Genomic DNA, 20,583 nt, shown 5'->3' with positions numbered 1-20,583 from the left:
TCTAAAGAAGGAGATGGGGAATGATTGAAGTGGAGATTAGGATGGAGCGTCTTAGGAAAGGCAAAATAGAGGATATTGTAGCATTATCTTCTCATATTGGCTGGGATTACAACAGAGAGGAAATTGAGATGATTTTGAATACGGGTATAGTATATGGTGTAGTAAATGAGAGAGAAGAGCTTATTGCTAGCGCAGCAATTATACTATACGGGGAGACATTAGCCTCAATTGGAATGGTAATTGTACATCCAGATTATAAAGGAAGAGGGATTGGAAAGATAATAACTGATTTATGTGTTAAAAGCGTATTAACTCAAACCCCCATTATGCTTATTGCCACGGATGAGGGGGGAATTTTATATGAAAAACTAGGATTCAGGGCTGTTAGTTATGTTTCTAAATACATATGTAACTCGTACAATGCGAATTACCATTGTGTAGGAAATGAAGAGTATATTGTGAATTATGAAGAACGTGATTTAGAAGAAATAATACAAATAGATAAAGATGCATTTGGAACAAATAGAGAAGAGTTTTAAAGTATCGAATTATTCAAAGTGAACAATGTATTGTTACAAAGGATGCACAACAAAATGTATTAGGTTACGGTTTAAGTATACAAACGCCAGAAAATAAAATAATAGGACCGGTCGTTGCTAAAAATGATGCGATGGCAATGAGAATGGTACATTATTTAGCAAGAGAGCATCATGGTAAATTAAGAATTGATGTACCAGAAGGAAAGAAAGGTTTCATGAAAGAATTAGAGATTACTGGTTTTCAAAAGGTTAATACCCCACCAATTATGATAAAAAATAGTGATCAATTTTTGAAAAGAAATGGAGAACTATACAGTATTGCAGCGCAAATTTTTGGATAAAAAAGAATCCTTTTGTGAAAAGGATTCTTTTTTATAGCCAAATTAATCGCGATATTGATCATGAATAGGTTGAAAAAGGTCTTCCTCGACATCTCTAACCATTGAAAAATGATCAACGTTATAATGTCCATGTAGAGTTTTATTATGATGACCAATAATTTGCTCTGCAGATAACACGTTAGAATCAGTTGTGGAATGACCATTTTTAATTAATGTAACGTCAAATCCTTGTACAGTTGCTGTTCTAACGGCGGTATCGATGCAATGTTCTGTTTTACATCCACCGATAACGATATGGCTAATCTTCTCTTCTTTTAAAAGTTCAAGTAAAGAAGTGTCATAGAATGCGTTTGTTGCTGCTTTATTAATAAGGATTGCAGACTGAGGTACTTTAATTTGATTATGTACTTCAAATCCTTCTCCGCTACCAGAAGCAACATCGATATCTCTTACGAAAACAGTAAGGGCATTTGCATCTATTGCTTTCTGTACGGCTGTATTTAGTGTAGATAATAGCTCGGTTTTACGAAAAACTTCATTTTCTTGTTCATTTCCATCCATTAATTCTTGCTGAGCATCGATAATTAATAGTGCTTGTTTCATTCGATATCCCCTTTAATATAAAATAAATTCCACTTTACATATTCTTTTATATTGTAAGGAACTCCTTTTTTTTCTAAGAAGTAGACGATAGATTTACAAAGTTGTCAAATAAATTTCATTCTCATAGAGTATAAAAACATGTATGATAGGAAGTGGAGAATTTTTGAGTAGGTGGGAATATCATGCAAACAGTAGAAGATTATCTTTCATTCTTACATACGAAAGGATTTAAATTATCAGAGGAAGCACAAGGATTTATTATGTTCGGACAAGGATATACTGGTGCATCTGATGGGATTGTGAACGTAGCAATAGAAGCGACGATTAAACATCAATTACAGTTTGATGGGAGTTATTTTGTTGCATTATTAGAACGATTGAAAGAAGAAGAAATTACAGATAAAAAAAGCGCTAAGGCTTTTATGCGGAAGTTACAAGCGTAACTTCACGCAGCCTGCGCTTCTTTTTTTGTTTTGGAAGGTAGCTCAACAAAAACCATGCCTAGGAAAATACATAAACAACCGATAATGGCAGAAATAGAGAGTTGTTCGTTTGCAACTAGAACGCCTGTTAATGCAGCAAAAACAGGCTCCATTGCGAAAATAATTGCTACTCTTGTTGGAGAAGTATGTTTTTGTGCCGATGTTTGAATGAAAAAAGCAATGGATGTCGCAAATAGGGAAGTTAGAAATAGAGCGAATAAAAAGGATTGATTCGTCCATAGTGAAACTGAAAATAATTTTCCCCAATCTTCAAACAAAAAAGCGCAAATAGAAGAAAATATACCGACAGCTAATACTTGAGAGGTGCTTAGTAATAAAGGTGATATTTTCTTAGAAAAGAAACCGTTAACAAGAATATGGGCAGCAAAAGCAACTGCACAACCGAGAACGAGTATATCTCCAATGTTTAATTGAAAAGAATCACCAGCCGTTAATAAGTATAAACCTGCTGTTGCTACAGCAATACCAAGTACGATGAAAATTGTAGCCCGCTGTTTTAAAAAGATAAAAGATAGGATTGGAACCATAACGATGCTAAGTCCAGTTAAGAAACCAGCTTTTGAAGAGGTTGTATAAAGTAAGCCGAATGTTTGTAATAAATAGCCAACACATAAAAAGAATCCAACAATCAATCCAGCGAGACTACTCTGTTTTATATTTTGTTTTGAAGTTTTTTGTGAGAAAATCATTTGAACGAATAATAAAATAATTCCAGCGAATAAAAAGCGAATCCCATTAAAAGTAAATGGACCAACGAAAGACATAGCATTTTGGACGACAACAAACGTAGCTCCCCAAATAAAAGAGACAAATAATAAAGCAAGAGGAGCAATCCAATCTTTTTTCACACTCATACCCCCGTTAATTTTGTAAGATAGCTTTTCTAGCTAATTCATCAGCAACTTTATTTTGACTACTTGGAATCCACTTAATAAAAAAGAGATCGAAACTTTTTATGTACTGCAGTGCTTCCTCTAATAGTGGTGCAAATATTTTATTTTTTGCGTATTCTTTTTCAACAGCTCGCTCGACAAGCTGCGAATCGGTACGAAAAGAGACAATGTTATAATTATGCTCCGTGCAATATTTTAATGCCGCAAGTAAAGCGTGGTATTCTGCTTCATGATTGGACATTGTCCCAAGGGGCAATGATAACTGTACAGCTGGTTGCACCCCTTTAATAAACACTCCTGCACCAGAAGGACCAGGGTTTCCTTTTGATGCACCATCAATATATACTTCAATCAAAATGAGAAACCTCCAAATTATAAGATGATCCCCTACTTATATGTTTCTTTGAAGTAGGGGATAGAGTAACTTAGCCGATTGTAATACTATAACGACATGTAAATGTTTCATTCGTTTGTAAAGATTGAATTCCTTTTTTTTCCTTGAAATCTTTTGCCGGATTTACTTCATCAGCAATCCCGTACCAAGGTTCAATACATAAGAAAGGTGCGTTCTCGCCTGGTGTCCATACACCGACAAATGGGAATCCGTCAAATTCTACTTTTACAAATTTATTATGTTTATGAGAACGAATAGAGATTTCATCCGTATTCATATTTTCAAAAATAAGTGCATCATTTTTGAATAAATCGTATGTAAGTGGTAATTCATTCGTATTTTCAGCGATTAATTGCTTTTTACTTGAAAGATAAGGTCCTTCTAATACGCTTGTTTCTAAGCGTTCAGAACCATTAAATGATAAATGATAATCTGTAAATGATTCGCCCTCTAATAAGGGGAAGTTGAAACCAGGATGTGCTCCGATTGAGAAGAACATCTCTTTTGAAGTAGGGTTATTTACTTCATATGTTACATGAACGATTTGTCCATCTAGCTCATAAGAAACGAGTAATTCGAATTCGTATGGGTATTTTTTTAATGTTTCTTCATTACTAGTAACAATATAAGTAATATTCGTTTCACTTTGTTCTTTTACAGAGAATGTAAGATCACGAGCAAAGCCGTGTTGTGTTAAAGAATATGGTTTACCATCTACGTAGTATGTATTATCTACTAATCGGCCGACAATTGGGAATAAAATTGGTGCGCGGCGCCCCCAATAAGTAGAATCGCCTTGCCATAAGTATTCAGTGTTATCTTCTTTTAAGCGAACGCTTTGTAATTCTGCACCTTTGTCAGAAATGGAAACGATCACTTTTTCATTTTGAATTGTTGCTGTCATGAAGTGAAACCTCCTAAATCTTTCATATGTTTTATTATACGTTGCCCAAAAGAAAAAAGGTAGTAAATGATAGGAATCTATTGACGAAAGAGTGCCTATTGCGTAGAATATATTCTTGTTGCTTAAAAAACGAATAACGTGGTTCGAAACCATCCCACGTAAAAAAACTAAGGAGATTTTGTCATGAATATAAGGACATTAGTCGGTAATGGTATTTTAGCGGCATTATATATTGCTGTTTCTATGCTTATTCAGCCATTTGGCTTTACGAGTGTACAGTTTCGTATTTCAGAGATGTTTAATCATCTCGTTGTATTCAATAAGAAAGCAATTTACGGGATTGTATTAGGTGTATTTTTAACGAATCTCTTTTTCTCACCTATGATCGCTTATGATTTAGTATTTGGAGTAGGGCAATCCATTCTTGCATTACTTGCAACTATTATTTCTATGCGCTTCATTAAAGGTGTTTGGGCTCGTATGATTTTTAATACAGTTATTTTTACAGTCACAATGTTTATGATTGCAATTGAACTTCATCTTGCGTTTGATCTGCCATTTTTATTGACATGGCTAACTTGTGCAGTTGGTGAATTTGTTGTAATGGCAATTGGTATGCCTGTAATGTACTGGATTAATAAGCGAGTGCAATTTGAAAGATTTATGCAATAGATGAAAGAGCTGTCCTTACTTAGGATGGCTCTTTTTGTATGTGATTAAATTGTATATAATACTGTGCCTCTTGATAAAATATAATAAAATAAATATAAGAAGTCTTATAAAAGGGGAATCTAGTATGAAATATAAAATACATTGGTTGTATAAAACGAAGCGTGGTTTACAAACTGAATTAACAACAGATTATATGAACATAGAAGAAGTGCTTCAATTTGCGGAGGATTTTGAGAAAACAGGTAGGGTGAAAGAACTTTTATTTTTCGATGAAATGGACGCGGAATGGTCATTAAAAGAAATGAAAAAACTGAGTAAGCAAGTGGAGGAAGATCCGCAAGAAATTCAAGTTTATTTTGATGGTGGTTATGATGTACAGACGAAAGAAGCTGGGGTTGGTATATGTGTATACTATAAAAAAGGAAATACAAATTACAGAATTCGTCGCAATGCATACATAGAAGGCATATATGATAATAACGAAGCGGAGTATGCAGCATTATTATACGGGATGAATACACTCGAGGAATTAGGAATTAAATATGAAGCAGTTACACTTCGTGGAGATTCTCAAGTTGTACTGCAGCAATTAGCTGGTGAATGGCCTTGCTATGATGAACATTTAAATCATTACTTAGATCAAATTGAACAAAAAGCGAAGGAAATGAAATTAAAACTTATTTGTGAACCGATATCTAGAAAACAAAATAAAGAGGCACATCAATTAGCAGCGCAAGCATTAGAAGGGACGACAATTGATAGTCATAAAGAAATAACCGAATAGAGAGGTGCACACGTGAAGAAGAAGCAACTCATTACAGAGGTAAATGACTTATTAGAAACGTATTGCGGAGGGTGTTTCCTGCAGGAACATAATCGGAAAAATCATAGTAAATACTATGCCCATTCTTTTTGTATACGGCAATGTACGGTTGGAGAGAAGTTGAAAAAGTATGGGGAGCAATTGTCATAAAAAAACATCCAGAGAATTTTCTCTGGATGTTTTTTAGTGCTTCGCTTCATGTAATTGATGCTCGCATTTACTTAATTTTTTTTCTTCATTCATTAGAAATGGCTCATCTAAATCCGTTGCAACGGATTTCATGATTTCAAGCTGAGAACGAGCTGATTCTACTGCAGTAGTGGCATGCTCTAATGTGTCTGGATCCATTGAAATTGTTGCAGAACCTACCATTTTTTGTGCAGTTTCTACACGGAATTTTACTTCTTCAAAATCATTTACATGTGACCCCATTGTTATTGCCTCCTTTGTATTTTGCGCATTTCACATAGTTTTTGCTCTGGAAAACGGAAATATACAAAGGAATAACAAAGGAGGTTACCAAGTAAGGTAACCTCCTGTCATAAGTGGGATTAAAGTTTTGCCACGTTAGCAGCTTGAGGTCCACGGTTTCCTTCAGTAATGTCGAAAGATACTTCTTGACCTTCCTCTAAAGCTTTGTAGCCGTCGCTTTGAATAGCAGAGAAATGTACGAATACATCTTCAGAGCCTTCCATTTCGATAAATCCAAAACCTTTTTCATTGTTAAACCATTTTACTTTTCCTTGCATGTCACAATTCCTCCTAAAAACGATTCCTTTTTTCATTTAGTGAAATTCATTAAAAAATAATAAAAATAAAAAATGCTATATTATCGAATATTCTGCTAAATGATTAATTTAAATATACATGAATTGGTAGAATTTAGTCAAGTAAGCGTTTTTAAAATTTTGTATTTTGAATTAATTTTTTCTTGAATTTTTAAAAAGGTATAGGACAAGCCGAGTATGTAATATTCTTAAGTGAATGCTGTACATAATGAGGTGAAAGAATGGATGAGTCTTATTTATTAGATAATGAAGGGATGAAAAATAGAGTCGACATACCGAATTGGGTTGCAAAAGAATTTCATGATTTTTCGAGTGTCGTGTTAGAACCAACCTTCCCGTGTTATTTCGGTTTAACAGCTTTGAAGAAGAATGAACTTCGTTATTCATTTCTCTCTCATAATGATTGGAGTCATTTGCCCAATACAATGTTAACTTTTTTGGAGCTAATGAAAGAGCGGCCGATTGTAAGAAGAGGATTTTTTCTTTTTGTGGAACCGGAATGTGAAGAAAAATCAATCGAATATTATCGAGATTATTTTTGGAAAGTACTACAATATTTGCATGAACAAGATAATCAATTATGGCCAAAGCAAATCCCGAAAAATCCAGACCATCATTTATGGGAATTTTCATTTGGTGGTGAACCAATATTTGCATTTGGGAATGCGCCAGCGTATAAACAGCGAAAGACTAGGCATTTAGGAAATTCTCTCGTTATTGGATTCCAGCCACGAACTATTTTCGATGGATTAGAAGGAGATCGTCCTAAAGGGTCGTATTCAAGACAAATGGTCCGTGAACGAGTTGAAAAGTGGGATCAGTTGCCCAAGCACCCTAACATTAGTCACTACGGCGATCCTAATCATCGTGAATGGAAACAATATTTCATAGGGGATGATATTGAGCCGATTAAAGGTAAATGTCCTTTTCATCATAGGGTAGAGAAATAAGAGCCATCAACTGGATGGCTCTTTTGCATATTTTGGATAAAAAAGGGTATTGTATTAGTGAATAATTTTTATGAAAGCTAGTCTATTTTCTTTATTTGCATCATTACTTAATAGTAAAAGAAGTAGAAAGGATAGAGTGATGTTTGGAGCAATTATACAACAAATAGTATTAGGTATTTCATTAGCTGCACCTGTAGGTCCGATTAATATTGAAATGTTAAAACGAGGAATTGAACGTGGATTTTGGCATGCGTGGATTGTTGGAATCGGAGGAATGACTGCTGATATTTTGTTTATGCTGCTTATTTATTTTGGTTTATCTTCTGTGTTTATGTATACATATGTACAAGCTTTTATGTATTGCGCTGGTTTTTTCTTGTTGTTTTATTTAGGGTTTCAAAGTGTAAAACAAGGTATTTCTCACTCTAATATGGAATATAAACAAGAAGAGATAGGTGGACTTAAACAATCTTTTATGGCAGGATTTCTAATTGCGATATCCAATCCATTAAATCTCGTTTTTTGGTTTGGTATATATGGAAGTACACTTAGCTCGTTGCTTACAAAGGTAACGAAACAAGAAGCTTTTTTGTACAGTCTTTGTATTATTGTTGGTATTATTTTGTGGAATTTAAATATTGCTTTTTCTGTACATTTTGGAAGAACTTTATTAAAGAAAAAAGCACTTGGCTATATTACAGCCGGAGCAGGTATTATTTTAGTAGGATATTCTATCCATTTTGCATACAAAGCTTTACAGTTGTTCATATAAGATTGAAGGGGAGATTTTTATGTATCGAACCACTATTGACGGAAAAGAAATTATCATCACTTTAGCACCAAAAATCCGAAAAGAAATTACTGATAGGAATCCACTATATGAAGCGGTATTTAAAAATGCAGCAAGGTTACTGCAAACGAAACAACCAACGTTTGCGGTAAATCATGAAGTATTTGGTCTCATTATTGGAGAAGTACAAAGAGGAGAAGTAACAGTGTTTGCAGTAGAACACATTATTCCGAAGCAAAATATATTTGGTCCGAACACTTTTTTCTCGACAATAGAACAGCAGGCAAATTTGTAAAGTGAATAGAATAAGAATGAAATAGAAAAAAATGGTCGTAACGATATGTTGCGGCTGTTTTTGTGGAAAAGGGGGAAGTAAGATGAAGAGAGTGGTGAAAGAGTTTTTTTTACAACATGATATTGTTATTATGTATAGTGTTCTATTAATTTTTATTATTATTTTAAAAATGCAATTTTTTACATGGATTGGTATGTTAGCGTGTATGTTTGGGATTGTTTTTTATACGTTTAACGAATATATGACACACCGTTTTTTATTCCATTTAAAGCCGCCTAAAAACGCATTTTTATTAAAGATGTTAAGAAGATTACATTATGATCATCACGTATATCCAGACGATTTAAAACTTTTATTTTTGCCTGTATGGTTTAGTATACCTAGCTTTACTATATATTTACTTATAACGTATGGTATTACAAAAAGTGTTACTGTTACACTTTCATTCGGAATCGGAATGATTATCATGCTCCTCGTTTATGAATGGAAACATTATATTGCACATAAACCGATTCGTCCCTTCACTAAGTTTGGAAGATGGCTAAAAAAACAGCACATATTACACCATTATAAAAATGAAAAGTTTTGGTTCGGAGTTTCAAATCCAGTATTCGATTTTATATTTAGAACACTTAAAGATGGGAAAGACGTTGAATTAAGTGAAACAGCTCGTAATTTAGAAAAGGAGACAAAGAAAGAAGTAGTGCGATAAGCACTACTTCTTTCTTCTATTTTAATGGGAATAAAAGTTTAATCGAATCAATCAAATTTTATGTTAAAAAAGTATATTGAAAATTTAGGGGAAAATGACGAAAAATGTCTATCGAAAAATCTTTGCAGGAATGTATGGATTGTCTAAAATGGAAATAAGTTTCTGAATATTTATAAAATTTAGTCTTTAGGTATGCAAGGAGGAATTGTATTTTAAGTTAAGAGAGGGGACCAGAGAATGAAACGAGATGATACGTCAGCACGTAAGTTACAAAATGAGGTGAACTATACAGAAGTTGTTCAGTCTGAAGAGTTTCAATTGTTATTAAATACGAAAAAGAAGTTTATCATTCCGATGAGTATATTCTTTTTAAGTTTTTTTATAGCACTACCTATTTTAACATCGTATTCAAAGGTGCTTAATACACCGGCGTTTGGTGATGTGACATGGGCATGGGTATTTGCTTTTGCGCAATTTATTATGACATGGTCATTATGTATGATTTACAGCAAGAAAGCCGAATCCTTTGATGAAATTTCGCGAAAAATTCTGCAAGATATGCAAAAAGGGAGGGGCTGAATTTGAATACTACTGCGTTTGCACTATTTTTAATTATTGTTCTTGGTACGCTCGTCATAACCTATTTTGCATCAAAAAAAACGAAAAATGCGAGTGAATTTTATACGGCTGGAGGGGGATTAACTGGCTGGCAAAATGGTCTGGCTATTGCTGGGGATTACATGTCTGCTGCGTCATTTCTTGGTATAGCCGGAGCGATAGCGTTAACTGGGTTTGATGGGTTCTTTTATAGTATCGGCTTTTTAGTTGCTTATTTAGTTGTTCTATATCTTGTCGCAGAACCGCTTAGAAATTTAGGGAAGTACACGTTAGCGGATATGATTGCGGCACGTTTTGATGCGAAAAAAGTTCGTGGTATAGCAGCGCTTAATACGATGACGATTTCAATTTTTTATATGATTGCACAATTAGTTGGTGCGGGTGCACTTATTAAACTATTATTAGGTATTGAATATACAACATCTGTATTAATCGTAGGTACACTTATGACTGTGTATGTTATTTTTGGAGGAATGACAGCTACGAGCTGGGTTCAAATTGTAAAGGCTGTACTACTTATGGCAGGGACATTTATTATTTCTGTTATCGTTTTCTCCAAATTTAATTTCAGTGTGACTGAAATGTTCGCTCACATGAAAACAGCTACTCCATTAAAAGATTCGTTTTTAAATCCAGGAGTAAAGTATAAGGATGGTCTTGATACACTTTCTTTAAATTTAGGACTAGTCCTTGGTACAGCGGGATTACCACATATTCTTGTCCGCTTTTTTACAGTACGTGATGCAAAAACTGCACGTCAATCTGTTGTATATGCGACGTGGTTAATTGGCGCGTTTTATATTATGACAATTTTCTTAGGGTTTGGAGCAGCAGCGTTTGTAGGAAATGAGGCGATTATTAAAGCAAACCCTGCTGGTAATATGGCAGCACCTTTATTAGCAAAAGCATTAGGCGGAGATTTCTTATTTGCTTTCGTATCAGCAATTGCTTTTGCAACTATTTTAGCTGTAGTAGCAGGACTTGTGTTAACAGCAGCATCAGCATTCGCTCATGATTTTTATAATGAGATTATCCGTAAAGGAAAATCAACGGAAAAAGAGCAAGTGTCAATGGCTCGTTATGCGTCTATTGGAGTAGCGATAGTATCTATTATACTTGCTTTATTTGCTCAAACATTAAACGTAGCATTTTTAGTATCACTAGCATTTGCGGTTGCAGCGAGTGCAAATTTACCGGTTATATTATTTACAATCTATTGGAAGCGTTTTAATACAACAGGAGCAATTTCTGGTATGATTGTTGGTCTTGTATCAGCGATTGTTCTTGTAGCGCTAAGTCCAAATGTTTGGAACCCAGTAGCTGGAAAAGCCATTTTTGTTGGAGAAGCGATATTCCCATATACGACACCTGGAATTATTTCGATCCCGCTCGGGTTTCTTGCAGCATATTTAGGAACTGTTTTCTCTAGTAAGAAAGAAGATGCAGCGAAATTTGATGAAATTCTTGTGAAATCTAATACTGGTCATGGTATTAGTGATGCATCTTCGCATTAAAAAAGAGGAGCTTTTCGAAATATAAGAAAAGCTCCTCTTTCTTTTGACATTTTCTTATAAATATTACTTTAATTTTGGTAGGATTTGTCTTGTGTTTGTGGAATGAAAATAGGCAGGGAGAAATTTAACTCATCATGGCACCAGCGCAGCTTTGTGAAAAATAAGTTGTTATGGAAGGTGGAAGAAATGATGAAGACAAAACAAACCGATGAATTATTAGCAAAAGATGAGCAATATGTTTGGCACGGAATGCGTCCCTTTAGTCCAAGTAGTACAATGGTAGGGGCAAAAGCAGAAGGGTGCTGGGTTGAAGATATACAAGGAAAAAGATACTTAGATGGTATGAGTGGTCTTTGGTGTGTAAATAGCGGATATGGAAGAAAAGAGCTTGCAGAGGCAGCTTATAAGCAATTGCAAACATTATCATATTTTCCGATGTCACAATCACATGAACCAGCAATTAAGCTCGCTGAAAAGTTAAACGAGTGGCTTGGTGGAGAGTATGTTATTTTCTTCTCTAATAGTGGATCAGAAGCGAATGAAACCGCTTTTAAAATAGCAAGACAATATTATGCTCAAAAAGGTGAACCGCATCGTTACAAATTTATGTCGCGTTATCGTGGTTATCACGGAAACACAATGGCAACGATGGCGGCAACTGGCCAAGCACAACGTAGATACCAATATGAGCCATTTGCTTCAGGTTTTTTACACGTAACGCCTCCAGATTGTTACCGCATGCCAGAAGTGGAATCGCAAAATATTTATGATGTAGAGTGTGTGAAAGAAGTAGATCGTGTTATGACATGGGAATTAAGTGAAACGATAGCAGCATTTATTATGGAGCCAATTATTACAGGCGGAGGTATTTTAATGCCACCACAAGACTATATGAAAGCAATTCACGAAACATGTCAAAAACACGGAGCACTACTTATAAGTGATGAAGTTATTTGTGGTTTCGGGCGTACAGGAAAAGCATTTGGGTTTATGAACTATGACGTTAAGCCTGATATCGTTACGATGGCAAAAGGTATTACGAGCGCATATTTACCATTATCAGCAACAGCTGTAAAAAAAGAAATTTATGAGGCATTTAAAGGAACAGGAGAATATGAATTCTTCCGCCATATTAATACATTTGGTGGAAATCCAGCGGCTTGTGCATTAGCGCTTAAAAACTTAGAGATTATGGAAAATGAAAATTTAATTGAGCGCTCTGCACAAATGGGTTCACTTTTATTAAATCAATTAAAAGAAGAAATTGGGGCACATCCGCTTGTTGGAAATATTAGAGGGAAAGGGTTATTAGTTGGAATCGAACTAGTAAATGATAAAGCGACGAAAGAACCAATTGATAATGACAAAATTGCAAGTGTTGTAAATGCTTGTAAAGAAAAAGGGCTCATTATTGGGCGTAACGGTATGACAACAGCAGGATATAATAATGTCTTAACATTGGCACCGCCGCTCGTTATATCAAGTGAAGAAATTGCTTTCGTTGTTGGTACGTTGAAGACGGCGATGGAGCGTATTTAATTAATTGAGCGAGCTGTAATATACAGCTCGCTTTTGTTTATTACGTGAAATAGGATAGCTTTTTAAAGGAAGGGATATTAATGGAGAAATATGACCCTAGTAAACATTATCACATCGGATATTATGAAGATGGATATGATTTAGAAGTGACAGCGTATAAAAGAATAAATGAACCAATTTGGGATGCCTATATTCCACACTATGAGGTAGATGATTTTTACAAAAAAGTGGAGGAAATGAAGCTAGGTGAATATATAGATAATTACGGCATTAAAGTCTATTCATTTCGTGATGATATCGATGATGAAGAAGCACGCTCCATTTTTGAAAAATGGTTAAAAACGAATGGAATTGTTTAAAGAGAAGATGAAAAAGGAGATTGCTATCTTTTAAGATAGCAATCTCCTTTTATTATAGTAAACTTATTTACTTGCTTTCATTGCTTTATCTTTTGCACCAAAAGTGTATTTTAACATTGGTGGTGTAATCATCGTTGTTAAAATAACTACGATAACGATTGCTGTAAAGTAATCTTGTGCTAATAGGCCAGAAGAAAGTCCTGTTCCTGCGATGATAAGTGCAACTTCACCACGAGAAACCATACCAGCACCGATAATTGCAGAAGACTTTGCATCAAATCCAGTGATTCGTGCACCGAATCCACAACCGATTAGTTTTGTGAATACAGCGATAACTGTTAATGCTAAGATGAACCAAATTTGATCGCCAATACCGTCAAATGTAATATTCATACCGATACTAACAAAGAATACTGGAACGAACATAGCGTAAGCAATTGGTTCTACTTTCTTTTCTACTTCATGTTTGTAGTTCGTTTGAGAAATAGCGATACCAGCTGCGAAAGCACCGATAATACCAGCAATTCCTAATAGTTCGCCGAAGTATGCGAATGAGAAACAGATGATAAGTGCAGCACTAACGATAGACTCAGATACGCGAAGTGGTGATAACCAGCGCATGATTGCTGGAACACCTTTCCAACCAATTAAAATGATAGAAGCAAAGAATACTACTTTCTTCAAGATAATCATTGTTAAGTTAACGTCATCTGTGCCTAAGAAGCTCATTGCAAATGCTAATAAAATAACAACAAGAATGTCATCAAATACAGCGGCTCCAAGCATCGTCGTACTTTCACGTGTTTTCATTTTACCTAAATCACGAAGTGTTTGAACGGAAATACTAACACTTGTTGCACATAGAAGTAATCCTAAAAAGACAGCATTCCCTTGTTCCATACCGACAACAAGACCGGCAACGTAACCACCTACGAATGGAAGAACGATACCTCCAAGTGCAACAGCTAAAGAAGAATTACGATTTGCGTTTAATTCTTCTAAGTCTGTTTCAAGTCCTGCCATAAACATTAAAAGAATAACTCCGACATTACTTAATTGTGTTAGAAGCTCTGAATTTTCAATCCATCCGAATATAGCTGGACCGATAACGATACCAACAATTAATTTACCGAGTACAGAAGGTTGACCTAATCTAACACTAAGGTCACCAGCAAGCTTTGTACTTAATAAAATAAGTGCAATTTGAAAGAAAAATTCGAATTCCATTTGATCCTCTCCTCATCACTTTTTATTTTTATCATACGATTTCTCGGAATTTGCCTAATGATAATATGTAAAGATCCATTAAACAAAGGGTCTATTTACGAGTTCTTTTGAACTTGTAATTTGAACCTGTAATTAATATATAATAAAATTTATTAAAAATCAATGAAAAAATAGCAGATTTTCATGAGAGGATTCGTTTTAGAAACGGGGGATATAGATATATAATAGGAAGTAATAAAGTTTACAAATAATGAATGGAGAAAGAAAAATGTTATTAAATCAACGTTTTACAATTGGGGAAATGGCGAAAATGCATAATATAGCGGAATCTACATTACGTTATTATGATGAAAAAGGGATTTTTCATCCGTCAATTGTTGACCCTCAAACCAATTATCGTTATTACACAATTGATCAGTTTTCACTATTAGATACGATTAAATTTTTACGCCAATTGAACATCCCGTTAAAGGAAATAAAGAAATATATTGATGAACGAAATCCATCTTATGCGCTGAATTTACTTGAAAAACAACAAAAAATGATGCTGAAAAAACAAAGAGAAATCGAGTATGCTTTGGCAAAAATGGAACATAAAATCCATTTAATGAAGAAAGCGACGAAATCTGAAGCAAATCAAATTATTTATAAAAAGATACCGAAACGAAAAATTACAGCAATTGCAGTTGCACCAAATACAACGGATGATATGTTTGAATATTATATCCATTCGTTGCAAAAAAATATGAAGCAAATTGATAATAGTTTATTTTCAGGTGATATCGGTGTAACAGTTTCAAAAAAAGCATTAATGCAAAATGAGTTTCAAGCATATAACAGTGTGTTTATTTTATTGGATTACATGCCTTTTGAAGCGCATACTTCAGATGAAATAAAAGAAGGGATATTTGCCTGTTCTTATCATCATGGACCATATGAAGAAACAGACGCAACGTATACGGAATTATTAAAGCACATTGATAACGAAGGATATGAAGTGTGCGGAGATGCACTGGAACTTGCATTAATTGATTGGTCCGTAACAGAAAATCCGAAGGAGCAAGTAACGGAAATTCAAATACCTGTTGTAAAAAAATAGGCTTATATATTTTTCGATTCTCTATTGACCTTCAAGTAACTTGAAGGTTTAAACTGTGAACAGAGCATTGAAAAAGGAGCATTTATATGATGGAAACAACAGAAAAATTAAGAAAAAAACCAATTAAAAGTTTATTTATTACGTATTTAATACCAGCTGTTCTTGGGATGGTATTAATGTCGGTTAATATTGTGATTGATGCAGTCATGATTAGTAGAGGAGTTGGAGCGAACGGTTTAGCCGGAGTAAACGTAGCTATTCCAGCATTTTCAATTTTCTTCTCTATTTCATTATGGATTGGAATGGGCGGAGCCACGCTATATTCCATTGCACTAGGTGAAAATAAACTGGAAAGAGCAAGGTCTATCTTTACTCAATCTATGACAGTAGCAGTTGTTATCGTTGGCGTTTTAGCGGCTATTTGCTTATGGAGAATAGAAGATTTAGCATATTTATTTGGTGCGAATGAAGTGATTTTACCATACGCATTAGACTATTTACAGGTGTTATTAACATTTGGAATGATATACGTTTTAGAAAATATTTTAAGTACATTTATACGAAATGACGGAAATCCTAATTTAGCAATGGCAGGTCTTGTTGTAACGGCTGTATTAAATATAGTGTTCGACTATATTTTTATTTTCATCTTTGGATGGGGTGTAACTGGTGCTGCTTCAGCTACTATTCTTTCGGCGGCAATTGGTTTCCTTGTATTATTAACTCACTTCTTTAGAAAAAGTAGTATTTTAAAATGGACGAAATTCCATTTTGAATGGGATACGGTTAAACAAATTATGGTGATCGGTTTCCCAAGCTTTACAGCAGAAAGTACAGTGGCAATCGTAACGATTGGTTTTAACATCGCATTCGTTCAATATGCAGGAGAAGTAGGAGTCGCTTCCTATGCGATGGTGAATAGCATCCATGCAATGACATTACTATTATTCTTCGGTGTTGGTGCAGCATTACAACCAATCGCTAGTTTCCATTACGGTGCAAACTTATCAGAAAGATTGCGTGAAGGATTACAGTTTGCTGTGAAAATTGCGCTTGTACTCGGAGGCATTGCGATTGTTGTCGGTTTATTCTTCGGGAAATATATTATAGGTTTATTTAATGTTCAATCGCCAGAACTATTGGAGTTAACGTTAACAGGTATTAGTTTATTCTTTATTCAATATGTATTTTTAGGCTATAACATTGTGTATGGAGAGTATTTCCAATCAGTGCGACAAACGAAAAAATCAGTACTTATAATAATGAGCCGAGGTTTACTATTTGTTATCCCATTGTTATGGATTATGCCAAAAGTATTTGGTATAAACGGAATTTGGCTCGTTATGCCAGTAGCGGAAGTATTGACAGCAATTATCGTATTTACGATGAATCGTATGAAACATCCTGTTCCGTTAAACATGGCGAGAGAGAAAAAAGCAATATAGTGAAGAAAATCCCCTTGAACAAGTAAGGGGATTTTTTTTCATTCTTTTAAACTAATCGCAAAAGATCCATCTGTCTCCTGCACAGAAGCGAAAGCCACATTTTTAATATTTGTAACGCCTTTCTCCATTAACTCTGCATGTAACCACTTTTCATTTTTATGGATTAATTTTAAGTTATCGTATTGAATTTGTGAATCAACGATAAGAGCAATTGGTAAGCCTGCATACTTAACATTTATATTCAAATCTTTTGGAGTCAGAGGCACAAGTTCTCTTTTTGGTAAAATACTAATAGCTCCATTCGCTTCTAATATCGCATACTCAATTTCATGAACACTTGGATATCCTGCGACGCGAAGGTTAGAAAGCAATTCAGGGATCGGATATCTACTTTTTTGTAAGTTCTCAAAAATAATATCACCATGTTTAATTAAAATAATGGGGTGTCCGAGAATAAAACGATTTAGTTTGTTGAGTAGGCTTAATTTTGTAAGAAGCAAATGCAAACATGTAATAACGACCATACCGAGAAATGCTTGTAAAGCACCAGCGACTGGTATGGCTTGAAAAGCTAAATAAGATAAAAAGATAATAGCCCCAAAATCATGAGGAGTTAGTTGTGCTAATGCAGATTTACCAAGTAGCTTAAGTGATAGTAAAAATAAGATAAAAAAGAATGATACGTTACATAAAAAGAGAAGCAATAGGGACACTCCTTCGTGCGAAGTTGTACTTACTATTCCCGAAATTAATAGAAATATTACCTTTTGGAGGATAAATTAGGCTTAATTGGAATTTGTCTGTATACAAACGAATAAATGGATATTATGATGAAGGAAGTAAAGGGAATAGGGGTATATGGATATGAGAAAGAAGAAAATAATCAAGTATATTTTAGTTGTTATAATGATTTGCACCGTATATGCGGGGTTTTTACAATATAACATTTATAAGCATGGGCATATGAATGCAATTGATGATGCGGATTATATAATTGTACTAGGATCGAAAGTAAATGGAACAAAACCTTCTTATTCATTGCAATATCGTATTGATAAAGCAGCTGAGTATTTAAAATTACATGATAAAACAATTGCTATTGTATCTGGAGGCCAAGGAAAAGGTGAAGATATTACAGAAGCATTAGCGATGAAACAAGGATTAATGAAACAAAATATTGCAGAAGACCGCATTATAATGGAAGATAAGTCGACGAGCACAGATGAAAATATTAAATTCTCAAAACCGTTAATTCCAGCCAATATGAAAAAAGGTATGATCGTAACAAACGATTTCCATATGTTTAGAGCGAAAAAAATAGCTGCAAAACAAGGTTTGCAATTAGAAGGGCTTCCGGCCAAAACACCGAAGCCAATTATCATTCCATCGAATGTACGAGAATATTTAGCGATTACGCAATATTGGTTTATGAATCGAATATAGTTAAAGTAATCCCGCCCGAAATTTGAGGCGGGATTTATTTCGAGGAAAATCTTACAAAAATGTCATGTTCATGAAAGGTAAAGCGATAGTTTCTGGAAAGGTTTCCTGACATAATGAAGGTAACAAAAACTTTAGAGGTGATTCGGTTGAAAGGAAATAATATTTTATCTTCGCTATGTTACTTTAGTATCTTTTTTGCACCATTTTTACTACCAATTATCGTGTACTTCGTTGCGGAAGATGAAGTGAAATATCATGCGAAAAAAGCATTTTGGTCACATGTTTTCCCATATGCAATTTTATTTGTAGGGTTAGCTTTATCAGGAGTATACGGTTTAAGTTTCAATCAGTCTGAGAGCGTTGGAATTGGGATGGTTATAACGTATGCAGTGTTTATTCTTGTAGGGATTTACTACTTCATTTGGAATATTGTTAAAGGTATTAAAGTATTGAAAGCAGCTTAACAAGAATTGTATAATAGCATATTAATTCGACGTTATTTAGCGATAGATTAATATATTGAAATTGTCGCTAATATAATTTCATTTACCATAATAAAAGATACTGTAAAAAAAGAGCAATTCAAAAAGAATTGCTCTTTTTATGCTTATAAGTTGTGAATATTAAAAAAGATATGTTAATTTTTCAATATGAAGAGAAAAAAGGAGTGATTTTTATGAGTGAGATGATACATAAAATGGAGCAACACGTTTCAGTTCGTAAATATAAAGAAGAAACAATTTCAAAAGAGGTAGTAGAAAGAATGGTGCAAGCTGCACAACATGCGGCTTCCTCACATTTTGTACAGGCGTATTCTGTTATATATGTAACAGATCAGGAACTAAAGAGTAAACTAGCTGAATTATCCGGGAATCGTCACGTGAAAGACTGCGCAGCATTCTTTGTTTGTTGTGCAGACTTAAAACGACTTGAAATGGCGTGTGAAAAACATGGCACAGAGATAAAGCATGAAGGAGTGGAAGACTTTATCGTTGCGACGGTAGATGCTTCACTTTTTGCACAAAACTTAGCACTTGCAGCTGAATCTTTAGGATACGGTATTTGTTATATTGGCGGAATTCGTAATAACCCGAAAGAAGTGAGTGAATTGCTTCATTTACCGGATAAAGTATATCCGGTATTCGGAATGACAGTGGGCGTACCAGATGAAGATCATGGAGTTAAGCCACGTTTACCGGTAGCGGCCATTCTTCATGAAAATGGATACGATGAAAAGAAATATGATGAATTATTAAACGAATATGATGAAACGATGAGTGCGTATTACAAAGAAAGATCGTCAAATCAAAAAAACGTAACATGGACGGAATCAATGAGCTCATTTATGTCCAAAGGGAAAAGAATTCATATGAAAGAGTTTTTAAATGAAAAAGGATTAAATAAAAAATAAGTAAAAAGGCAAACCTGGAATGCGGGTTTGTCTTTTTTTTGAGGAGAAATGTCTTTTTTTGCTATCATATACATAGAAATAAAAATTAATAAATTTTTACAAAAGTGATAGAAAATGAGAATGAAGTGCCAATAGTAAGTAAAAGCAGCTGCTAAAGGGGAACTGAGGAAGGAAGATGTTTATGATTTTTGATTCTGAAGAGGATTTAATTATAGCTATGAAAAAACGTAATCAAGATGCTTTGAAAGAAGTCATTGATCAATATGGAAAATTAGTTTTATACATTATTCATAAATCATTAAGTACCCCTATTGAGAAACAATATGTAGATGATTGTTATAACGATGTATATACTGTCATTTGGTTTAATATCGACCAATTTGATATAGAAAAGGGAAACTTAAAATCTTGGATGATTGGTATTACTAAATTAAAGGCATTGGAATATAAAAAGAAAGTATATAGAGAGAACAAAATGGATAAAGACGTAGAAATAGATAAAGGTATCCATGATAGTTATGAAATAGAACAAGAAGAAGAGATTATGGAACTCGTACAAGATTTAAATACAAAGGATCGGCATATCTTTTTAAAGAGGTATATTGATGGGTATTCCATTGACGATATTGCAAAAGAATTAAAAGTAACAGCGGATTATATATATAATCGAATTTCTCGAGGGAAGAAAAAACTTCAAAAACTGTGGAAGGGGAGTGTGTAA

The 20,583-nt window shown here is 34.2% G+C and carries 26 protein-coding genes, 1 pseudogene and 1 riboswitch; of the genes and pseudogenes, 19 read left to right on the top strand and 8 right to left on the bottom strand.

Annotation, left to right across the window (positions count from 1 at the left end; genetic code table 11):
• Positions 1–20 precede the first annotated feature (20 nt).
• Positions 21–880 (top strand): annotated as a pseudogene (locus tag AC1DKZ_RS05275) (GNAT family N-acetyltransferase).
• Positions 881–922: 42 nt separating this feature from the next.
• Here the strand turns inward: AC1DKZ_RS05275 and AC1DKZ_RS05270 are convergent.
• The gene (locus AC1DKZ_RS05270) at positions 923–1,483 is read right to left on the bottom strand and encodes a cysteine hydrolase family protein (RefSeq protein WP_476995753.1); all 561 of its coding nucleotides are present in this window, start codon (positions 1,481–1,483) and stop codon (positions 923–925) included.
• Positions 1,484–1,665: 182 nt separating this feature from the next.
• On the opposite strand from AC1DKZ_RS05270, the gene AC1DKZ_RS05265 reads away from it, so the two are divergent.
• Positions 1,666–1,926 carry a DUF6123 family protein gene (locus tag AC1DKZ_RS05265; RefSeq protein ID WP_001195213.1) on the top strand — a complete coding sequence of 87 codons (261 nt, stop codon included), beginning with the start codon at positions 1,666–1,668 and terminating at the stop codon, positions 1,924–1,926.
• 2 nt (positions 1,927–1,928) lie between these two features.
• On the opposite strand, the gene AC1DKZ_RS05260 is transcribed toward AC1DKZ_RS05265, so the two are convergent.
• From AC1DKZ_RS05260 to AC1DKZ_RS05250, 3 genes are all read right to left on the bottom strand, one after another.
• Positions 1,929–2,834: a DMT family transporter gene (locus tag AC1DKZ_RS05260; RefSeq protein WP_476995752.1), complete on the bottom strand. Its 906-nt coding sequence runs from the start codon at positions 2,832–2,834 to the stop codon at positions 1,929–1,931.
• A 13-nt stretch (positions 2,835–2,847) separates the two neighbouring features.
• Complete coding sequence (locus AC1DKZ_RS05255) at positions 2,848–3,234, bottom strand: reverse transcriptase-like protein (protein ID WP_002011911.1); 387 nt, start codon at positions 3,232–3,234, stop codon at positions 2,848–2,850.
• Between the two features lie 70 nt (positions 3,235–3,304).
• Positions 3,305–4,177, bottom strand: coding sequence for an aldose 1-epimerase family protein (locus AC1DKZ_RS05250; protein ID WP_002086548.1), 873 nt, complete (start codon positions 4,175–4,177; stop codon positions 3,305–3,307).
• A gap of 132 nt (positions 4,178–4,309) precedes the next feature.
• Positions 4,310–4,354: riboswitch (PreQ1 riboswitch) on the top strand.
• A gap of 6 nt (positions 4,355–4,360) precedes the next feature.
• On the opposite strand from AC1DKZ_RS05250, the gene AC1DKZ_RS05245 reads away from it, so the two are divergent.
• The 3 genes from AC1DKZ_RS05245 to AC1DKZ_RS05235 all read left to right on the top strand — a co-directional run bounded on the left by AC1DKZ_RS05245 (position 4,361) and on the right by AC1DKZ_RS05235 (position 5,822).
• Positions 4,361–4,849: a QueT transporter family protein gene (locus tag AC1DKZ_RS05245; RefSeq protein ID WP_002011909.1), complete on the top strand. Its 489-nt coding sequence runs from the start codon at positions 4,361–4,363 to the stop codon at positions 4,847–4,849.
• Positions 4,850–4,973: 124 nt separating this feature from the next.
• The gene (locus AC1DKZ_RS05240) at positions 4,974–5,633 is read left to right on the top strand and encodes a ribonuclease H family protein (RefSeq protein ID WP_476995751.1); all 660 of its coding nucleotides are present in this window, start codon (positions 4,974–4,976) and stop codon (positions 5,631–5,633) included.
• A 12-nt stretch (positions 5,634–5,645) separates the two neighbouring features.
• Positions 5,646–5,822 (top strand): zinc-finger domain-containing protein, encoded by a 177-nt coding sequence (locus AC1DKZ_RS05235; RefSeq protein ID WP_002011906.1) that lies wholly within the window; start codon positions 5,646–5,648, stop codon positions 5,820–5,822.
• Positions 5,823–5,855: 33 nt separating this feature from the next.
• On the opposite strand, the gene AC1DKZ_RS05230 is transcribed toward AC1DKZ_RS05235, so the two are convergent.
• Positions 5,856–6,104: a DUF2564 family protein gene (locus tag AC1DKZ_RS05230; RefSeq protein ID WP_002011905.1), complete on the bottom strand. Its 249-nt coding sequence runs from the start codon at positions 6,102–6,104 to the stop codon at positions 5,856–5,858.
• A 119-nt stretch (positions 6,105–6,223) separates the two neighbouring features.
• Entirely contained in the window at positions 6,224–6,421 is a 198-nt protein-coding gene (cspB, locus tag AC1DKZ_RS05225; RefSeq protein ID WP_002011904.1) for a cold shock-like protein CspB, read from the bottom strand.
• Between the two features lie 260 nt (positions 6,422–6,681).
• Between cspB and AC1DKZ_RS05220 the strand changes: the two genes are divergently transcribed.
• The 8 genes from AC1DKZ_RS05220 (at position 6,682) to AC1DKZ_RS05185 (ending at position 13,237) form a co-directional block, all read left to right on the top strand.
• A complete protein-coding gene (locus AC1DKZ_RS05220) occupies positions 6,682–7,410 on the top strand; it encodes a YqcI/YcgG family protein (protein ID WP_002030884.1) in 729 nt (242 codons plus the stop codon).
• A gap of 139 nt (positions 7,411–7,549) precedes the next feature.
• The gene (locus AC1DKZ_RS05215) at positions 7,550–8,182 is read left to right on the top strand and encodes a LysE family transporter (RefSeq protein ID WP_002030886.1); all 633 of its coding nucleotides are present in this window, start codon (positions 7,550–7,552) and stop codon (positions 8,180–8,182) included.
• Positions 8,183–8,201: 19 nt separating this feature from the next.
• Positions 8,202–8,495, top strand: a complete 294-nt coding sequence (locus AC1DKZ_RS05210) for a hypothetical protein (protein ID WP_002011898.1) — start codon at positions 8,202–8,204, stop codon at positions 8,493–8,495.
• A gap of 82 nt (positions 8,496–8,577) precedes the next feature.
• Entirely contained in the window at positions 8,578–9,207 is a 630-nt protein-coding gene (locus AC1DKZ_RS05205) for a sterol desaturase family protein (RefSeq protein ID WP_002126527.1), read from the top strand.
• 237 nt (positions 9,208–9,444) lie between these two features.
• A complete protein-coding gene (locus AC1DKZ_RS05200; protein ID WP_193652556.1) occupies positions 9,445–9,786 on the top strand; it encodes a DUF485 domain-containing protein in 342 nt (113 codons plus the stop codon).
• 2 nt (positions 9,787–9,788) lie between these two features.
• Positions 9,789–11,339, top strand: coding sequence for a solute symporter family protein (locus AC1DKZ_RS05195; RefSeq protein WP_002011892.1), 1,551 nt, complete (start codon positions 9,789–9,791; stop codon positions 11,337–11,339).
• Between the two features lie 189 nt (positions 11,340–11,528).
• Complete coding sequence (locus AC1DKZ_RS05190) at positions 11,529–12,878, top strand: aspartate aminotransferase family protein (protein WP_201034948.1); 1,350 nt, start codon at positions 11,529–11,531, stop codon at positions 12,876–12,878.
• Between the two features lie 80 nt (positions 12,879–12,958).
• A complete protein-coding gene (locus AC1DKZ_RS05185; RefSeq protein ID WP_476995750.1) occupies positions 12,959–13,237 on the top strand; it encodes a DUF3986 family protein in 279 nt (92 codons plus the stop codon).
• A 63-nt stretch (positions 13,238–13,300) separates the two neighbouring features.
• On the opposite strand, the gene AC1DKZ_RS05180 is transcribed toward AC1DKZ_RS05185, so the two are convergent.
• Positions 13,301–14,464: a cation:proton antiporter gene (locus AC1DKZ_RS05180; RefSeq protein WP_002011888.1), complete on the bottom strand. Its 1,164-nt coding sequence runs from the start codon at positions 14,462–14,464 to the stop codon at positions 13,301–13,303.
• A 268-nt stretch (positions 14,465–14,732) separates the two neighbouring features.
• Between AC1DKZ_RS05180 and AC1DKZ_RS05175 the strand changes: the two genes are divergently transcribed.
• Together AC1DKZ_RS05175 and AC1DKZ_RS05170 are read left to right on the top strand one after the other, a co-directional pair.
• A complete protein-coding gene (locus AC1DKZ_RS05175) occupies positions 14,733–15,563 on the top strand; it encodes a MerR family transcriptional regulator (protein WP_113937092.1) in 831 nt (276 codons plus the stop codon).
• Between the two features lie 89 nt (positions 15,564–15,652).
• Positions 15,653–17,008 carry an MATE family efflux transporter gene (locus AC1DKZ_RS05170; RefSeq protein ID WP_476995991.1) on the top strand — a complete coding sequence of 452 codons (1,356 nt, stop codon included), beginning with the start codon at positions 15,653–15,655 and terminating at the stop codon, positions 17,006–17,008.
• A 38-nt stretch (positions 17,009–17,046) separates the two neighbouring features.
• On the opposite strand, the gene AC1DKZ_RS05165 is transcribed toward AC1DKZ_RS05170, so the two are convergent.
• Positions 17,047–17,712, bottom strand: a complete 666-nt coding sequence (locus AC1DKZ_RS05165) for a DUF421 domain-containing protein (protein ID WP_002126540.1) — start codon at positions 17,710–17,712, stop codon at positions 17,047–17,049.
• Positions 17,713–17,914: 202 nt separating this feature from the next.
• Between AC1DKZ_RS05165 and AC1DKZ_RS05160 the strand changes: the two genes are divergently transcribed.
• The 4 genes from AC1DKZ_RS05160 to AC1DKZ_RS05145 all read left to right on the top strand — a co-directional run bounded on the left by AC1DKZ_RS05160 (position 17,915) and on the right by AC1DKZ_RS05145 (position 20,583).
• On the top strand, positions 17,915–18,451 hold the full coding sequence (locus tag AC1DKZ_RS05160) for a YdcF family protein (RefSeq protein ID WP_476995990.1): 537 nt from the start codon (positions 17,915–17,917) through the stop codon (positions 18,449–18,451).
• Between the two features lie 146 nt (positions 18,452–18,597).
• Positions 18,598–18,915 carry a magnetosome magnetite crystal formation protein family gene (locus AC1DKZ_RS05155; protein ID WP_476995989.1) on the top strand — a complete coding sequence of 106 codons (318 nt, stop codon included), beginning with the start codon at positions 18,598–18,600 and terminating at the stop codon, positions 18,913–18,915.
• A gap of 212 nt (positions 18,916–19,127) precedes the next feature.
• A complete protein-coding gene (nfsA, locus tag AC1DKZ_RS05150; RefSeq protein ID WP_476995749.1) occupies positions 19,128–19,862 on the top strand; it encodes an oxygen-insensitive NADPH nitroreductase in 735 nt (244 codons plus the stop codon).
• 175 nt (positions 19,863–20,037) lie between these two features.
• Positions 20,038–20,583, top strand: coding sequence for a sigma-70 family RNA polymerase sigma factor (locus AC1DKZ_RS05145; protein ID WP_476995748.1), 546 nt, complete (start codon positions 20,038–20,040; stop codon positions 20,581–20,583).

The sequence above is a fragment of the Bacillus sp. 05T21 genome, assembly GCF_056396785.1.
Note: the sequence above shows the minus strand (reverse complement) of the source record. Positions and strands in the feature narration are given on the sequence as shown.

Bases quoted from the DNA above. Each gene is read 5' to 3' on its own strand.
- AC1DKZ_RS05270 (WP_476995753.1), bottom strand. From the start codon at position 1,483: ATGAAACAAGCACTATTAATTATCGATGCTCAGCAAGAATTAATGGAT.
- AC1DKZ_RS05265 (WP_001195213.1), top strand. From the start codon at position 1,666: ATGCAAACAGTAGAAGATTATCTTTCATTCTTACATACGAAAGGATTT.
- AC1DKZ_RS05250 (WP_002086548.1), bottom strand. From the start codon at position 4,177: ATGACAGCAACAATTCAAAATGAAAAAGTGATCGTTTCCATTTCTGAC.
- AC1DKZ_RS05245 (WP_002011909.1), top strand. From the start codon at position 4,361: ATGAATATAAGGACATTAGTCGGTAATGGTATTTTAGCGGCATTATAT.
- AC1DKZ_RS05240 (WP_476995751.1), top strand. From the start codon at position 4,974: ATGAAATATAAAATACATTGGTTGTATAAAACGAAGCGTGGTTTACAA.
- AC1DKZ_RS05230 (WP_002011905.1), bottom strand. From the start codon at position 6,104: ATGGGGTCACATGTAAATGATTTTGAAGAAGTAAAATTCCGTGTAGAA.
- cspB (WP_002011904.1), bottom strand. From the start codon at position 6,421: ATGCAAGGAAAAGTAAAATGGTTTAACAATGAAAAAGGTTTTGGATTT.
- AC1DKZ_RS05220 (WP_002030884.1), top strand. From the start codon at position 6,682: ATGGATGAGTCTTATTTATTAGATAATGAAGGGATGAAAAATAGAGTC.
- AC1DKZ_RS05215 (WP_002030886.1), top strand. From the start codon at position 7,550: ATGTTTGGAGCAATTATACAACAAATAGTATTAGGTATTTCATTAGCT.
- AC1DKZ_RS05210 (WP_002011898.1), top strand. From the start codon at position 8,202: ATGTATCGAACCACTATTGACGGAAAAGAAATTATCATCACTTTAGCA.
- AC1DKZ_RS05205 (WP_002126527.1), top strand. From the start codon at position 8,578: ATGAAGAGAGTGGTGAAAGAGTTTTTTTTACAACATGATATTGTTATT.
- AC1DKZ_RS05200 (WP_193652556.1), top strand. From the start codon at position 9,445: ATGAAACGAGATGATACGTCAGCACGTAAGTTACAAAATGAGGTGAAC.
- AC1DKZ_RS05190 (WP_201034948.1), top strand. From the start codon at position 11,529: ATGAAGACAAAACAAACCGATGAATTATTAGCAAAAGATGAGCAATAT.
- AC1DKZ_RS05185 (WP_476995750.1), top strand. From the start codon at position 12,959: ATGGAGAAATATGACCCTAGTAAACATTATCACATCGGATATTATGAA.
- AC1DKZ_RS05180 (WP_002011888.1), bottom strand. From the start codon at position 14,464: ATGGAATTCGAATTTTTCTTTCAAATTGCACTTATTTTATTAAGTACA.
- AC1DKZ_RS05175 (WP_113937092.1), top strand. From the start codon at position 14,733: ATGTTATTAAATCAACGTTTTACAATTGGGGAAATGGCGAAAATGCAT.
- AC1DKZ_RS05170 (WP_476995991.1), top strand. From the start codon at position 15,653: ATGGAAACAACAGAAAAATTAAGAAAAAAACCAATTAAAAGTTTATTT.
- AC1DKZ_RS05160 (WP_476995990.1), top strand. From the start codon at position 17,915: ATGATTTGCACCGTATATGCGGGGTTTTTACAATATAACATTTATAAG.
- nfsA (WP_476995749.1), top strand. From the start codon at position 19,128: ATGAGTGAGATGATACATAAAATGGAGCAACACGTTTCAGTTCGTAAA.
- AC1DKZ_RS05145 (WP_476995748.1), top strand. From the start codon at position 20,038: ATGTTTATGATTTTTGATTCTGAAGAGGATTTAATTATAGCTATGAAA.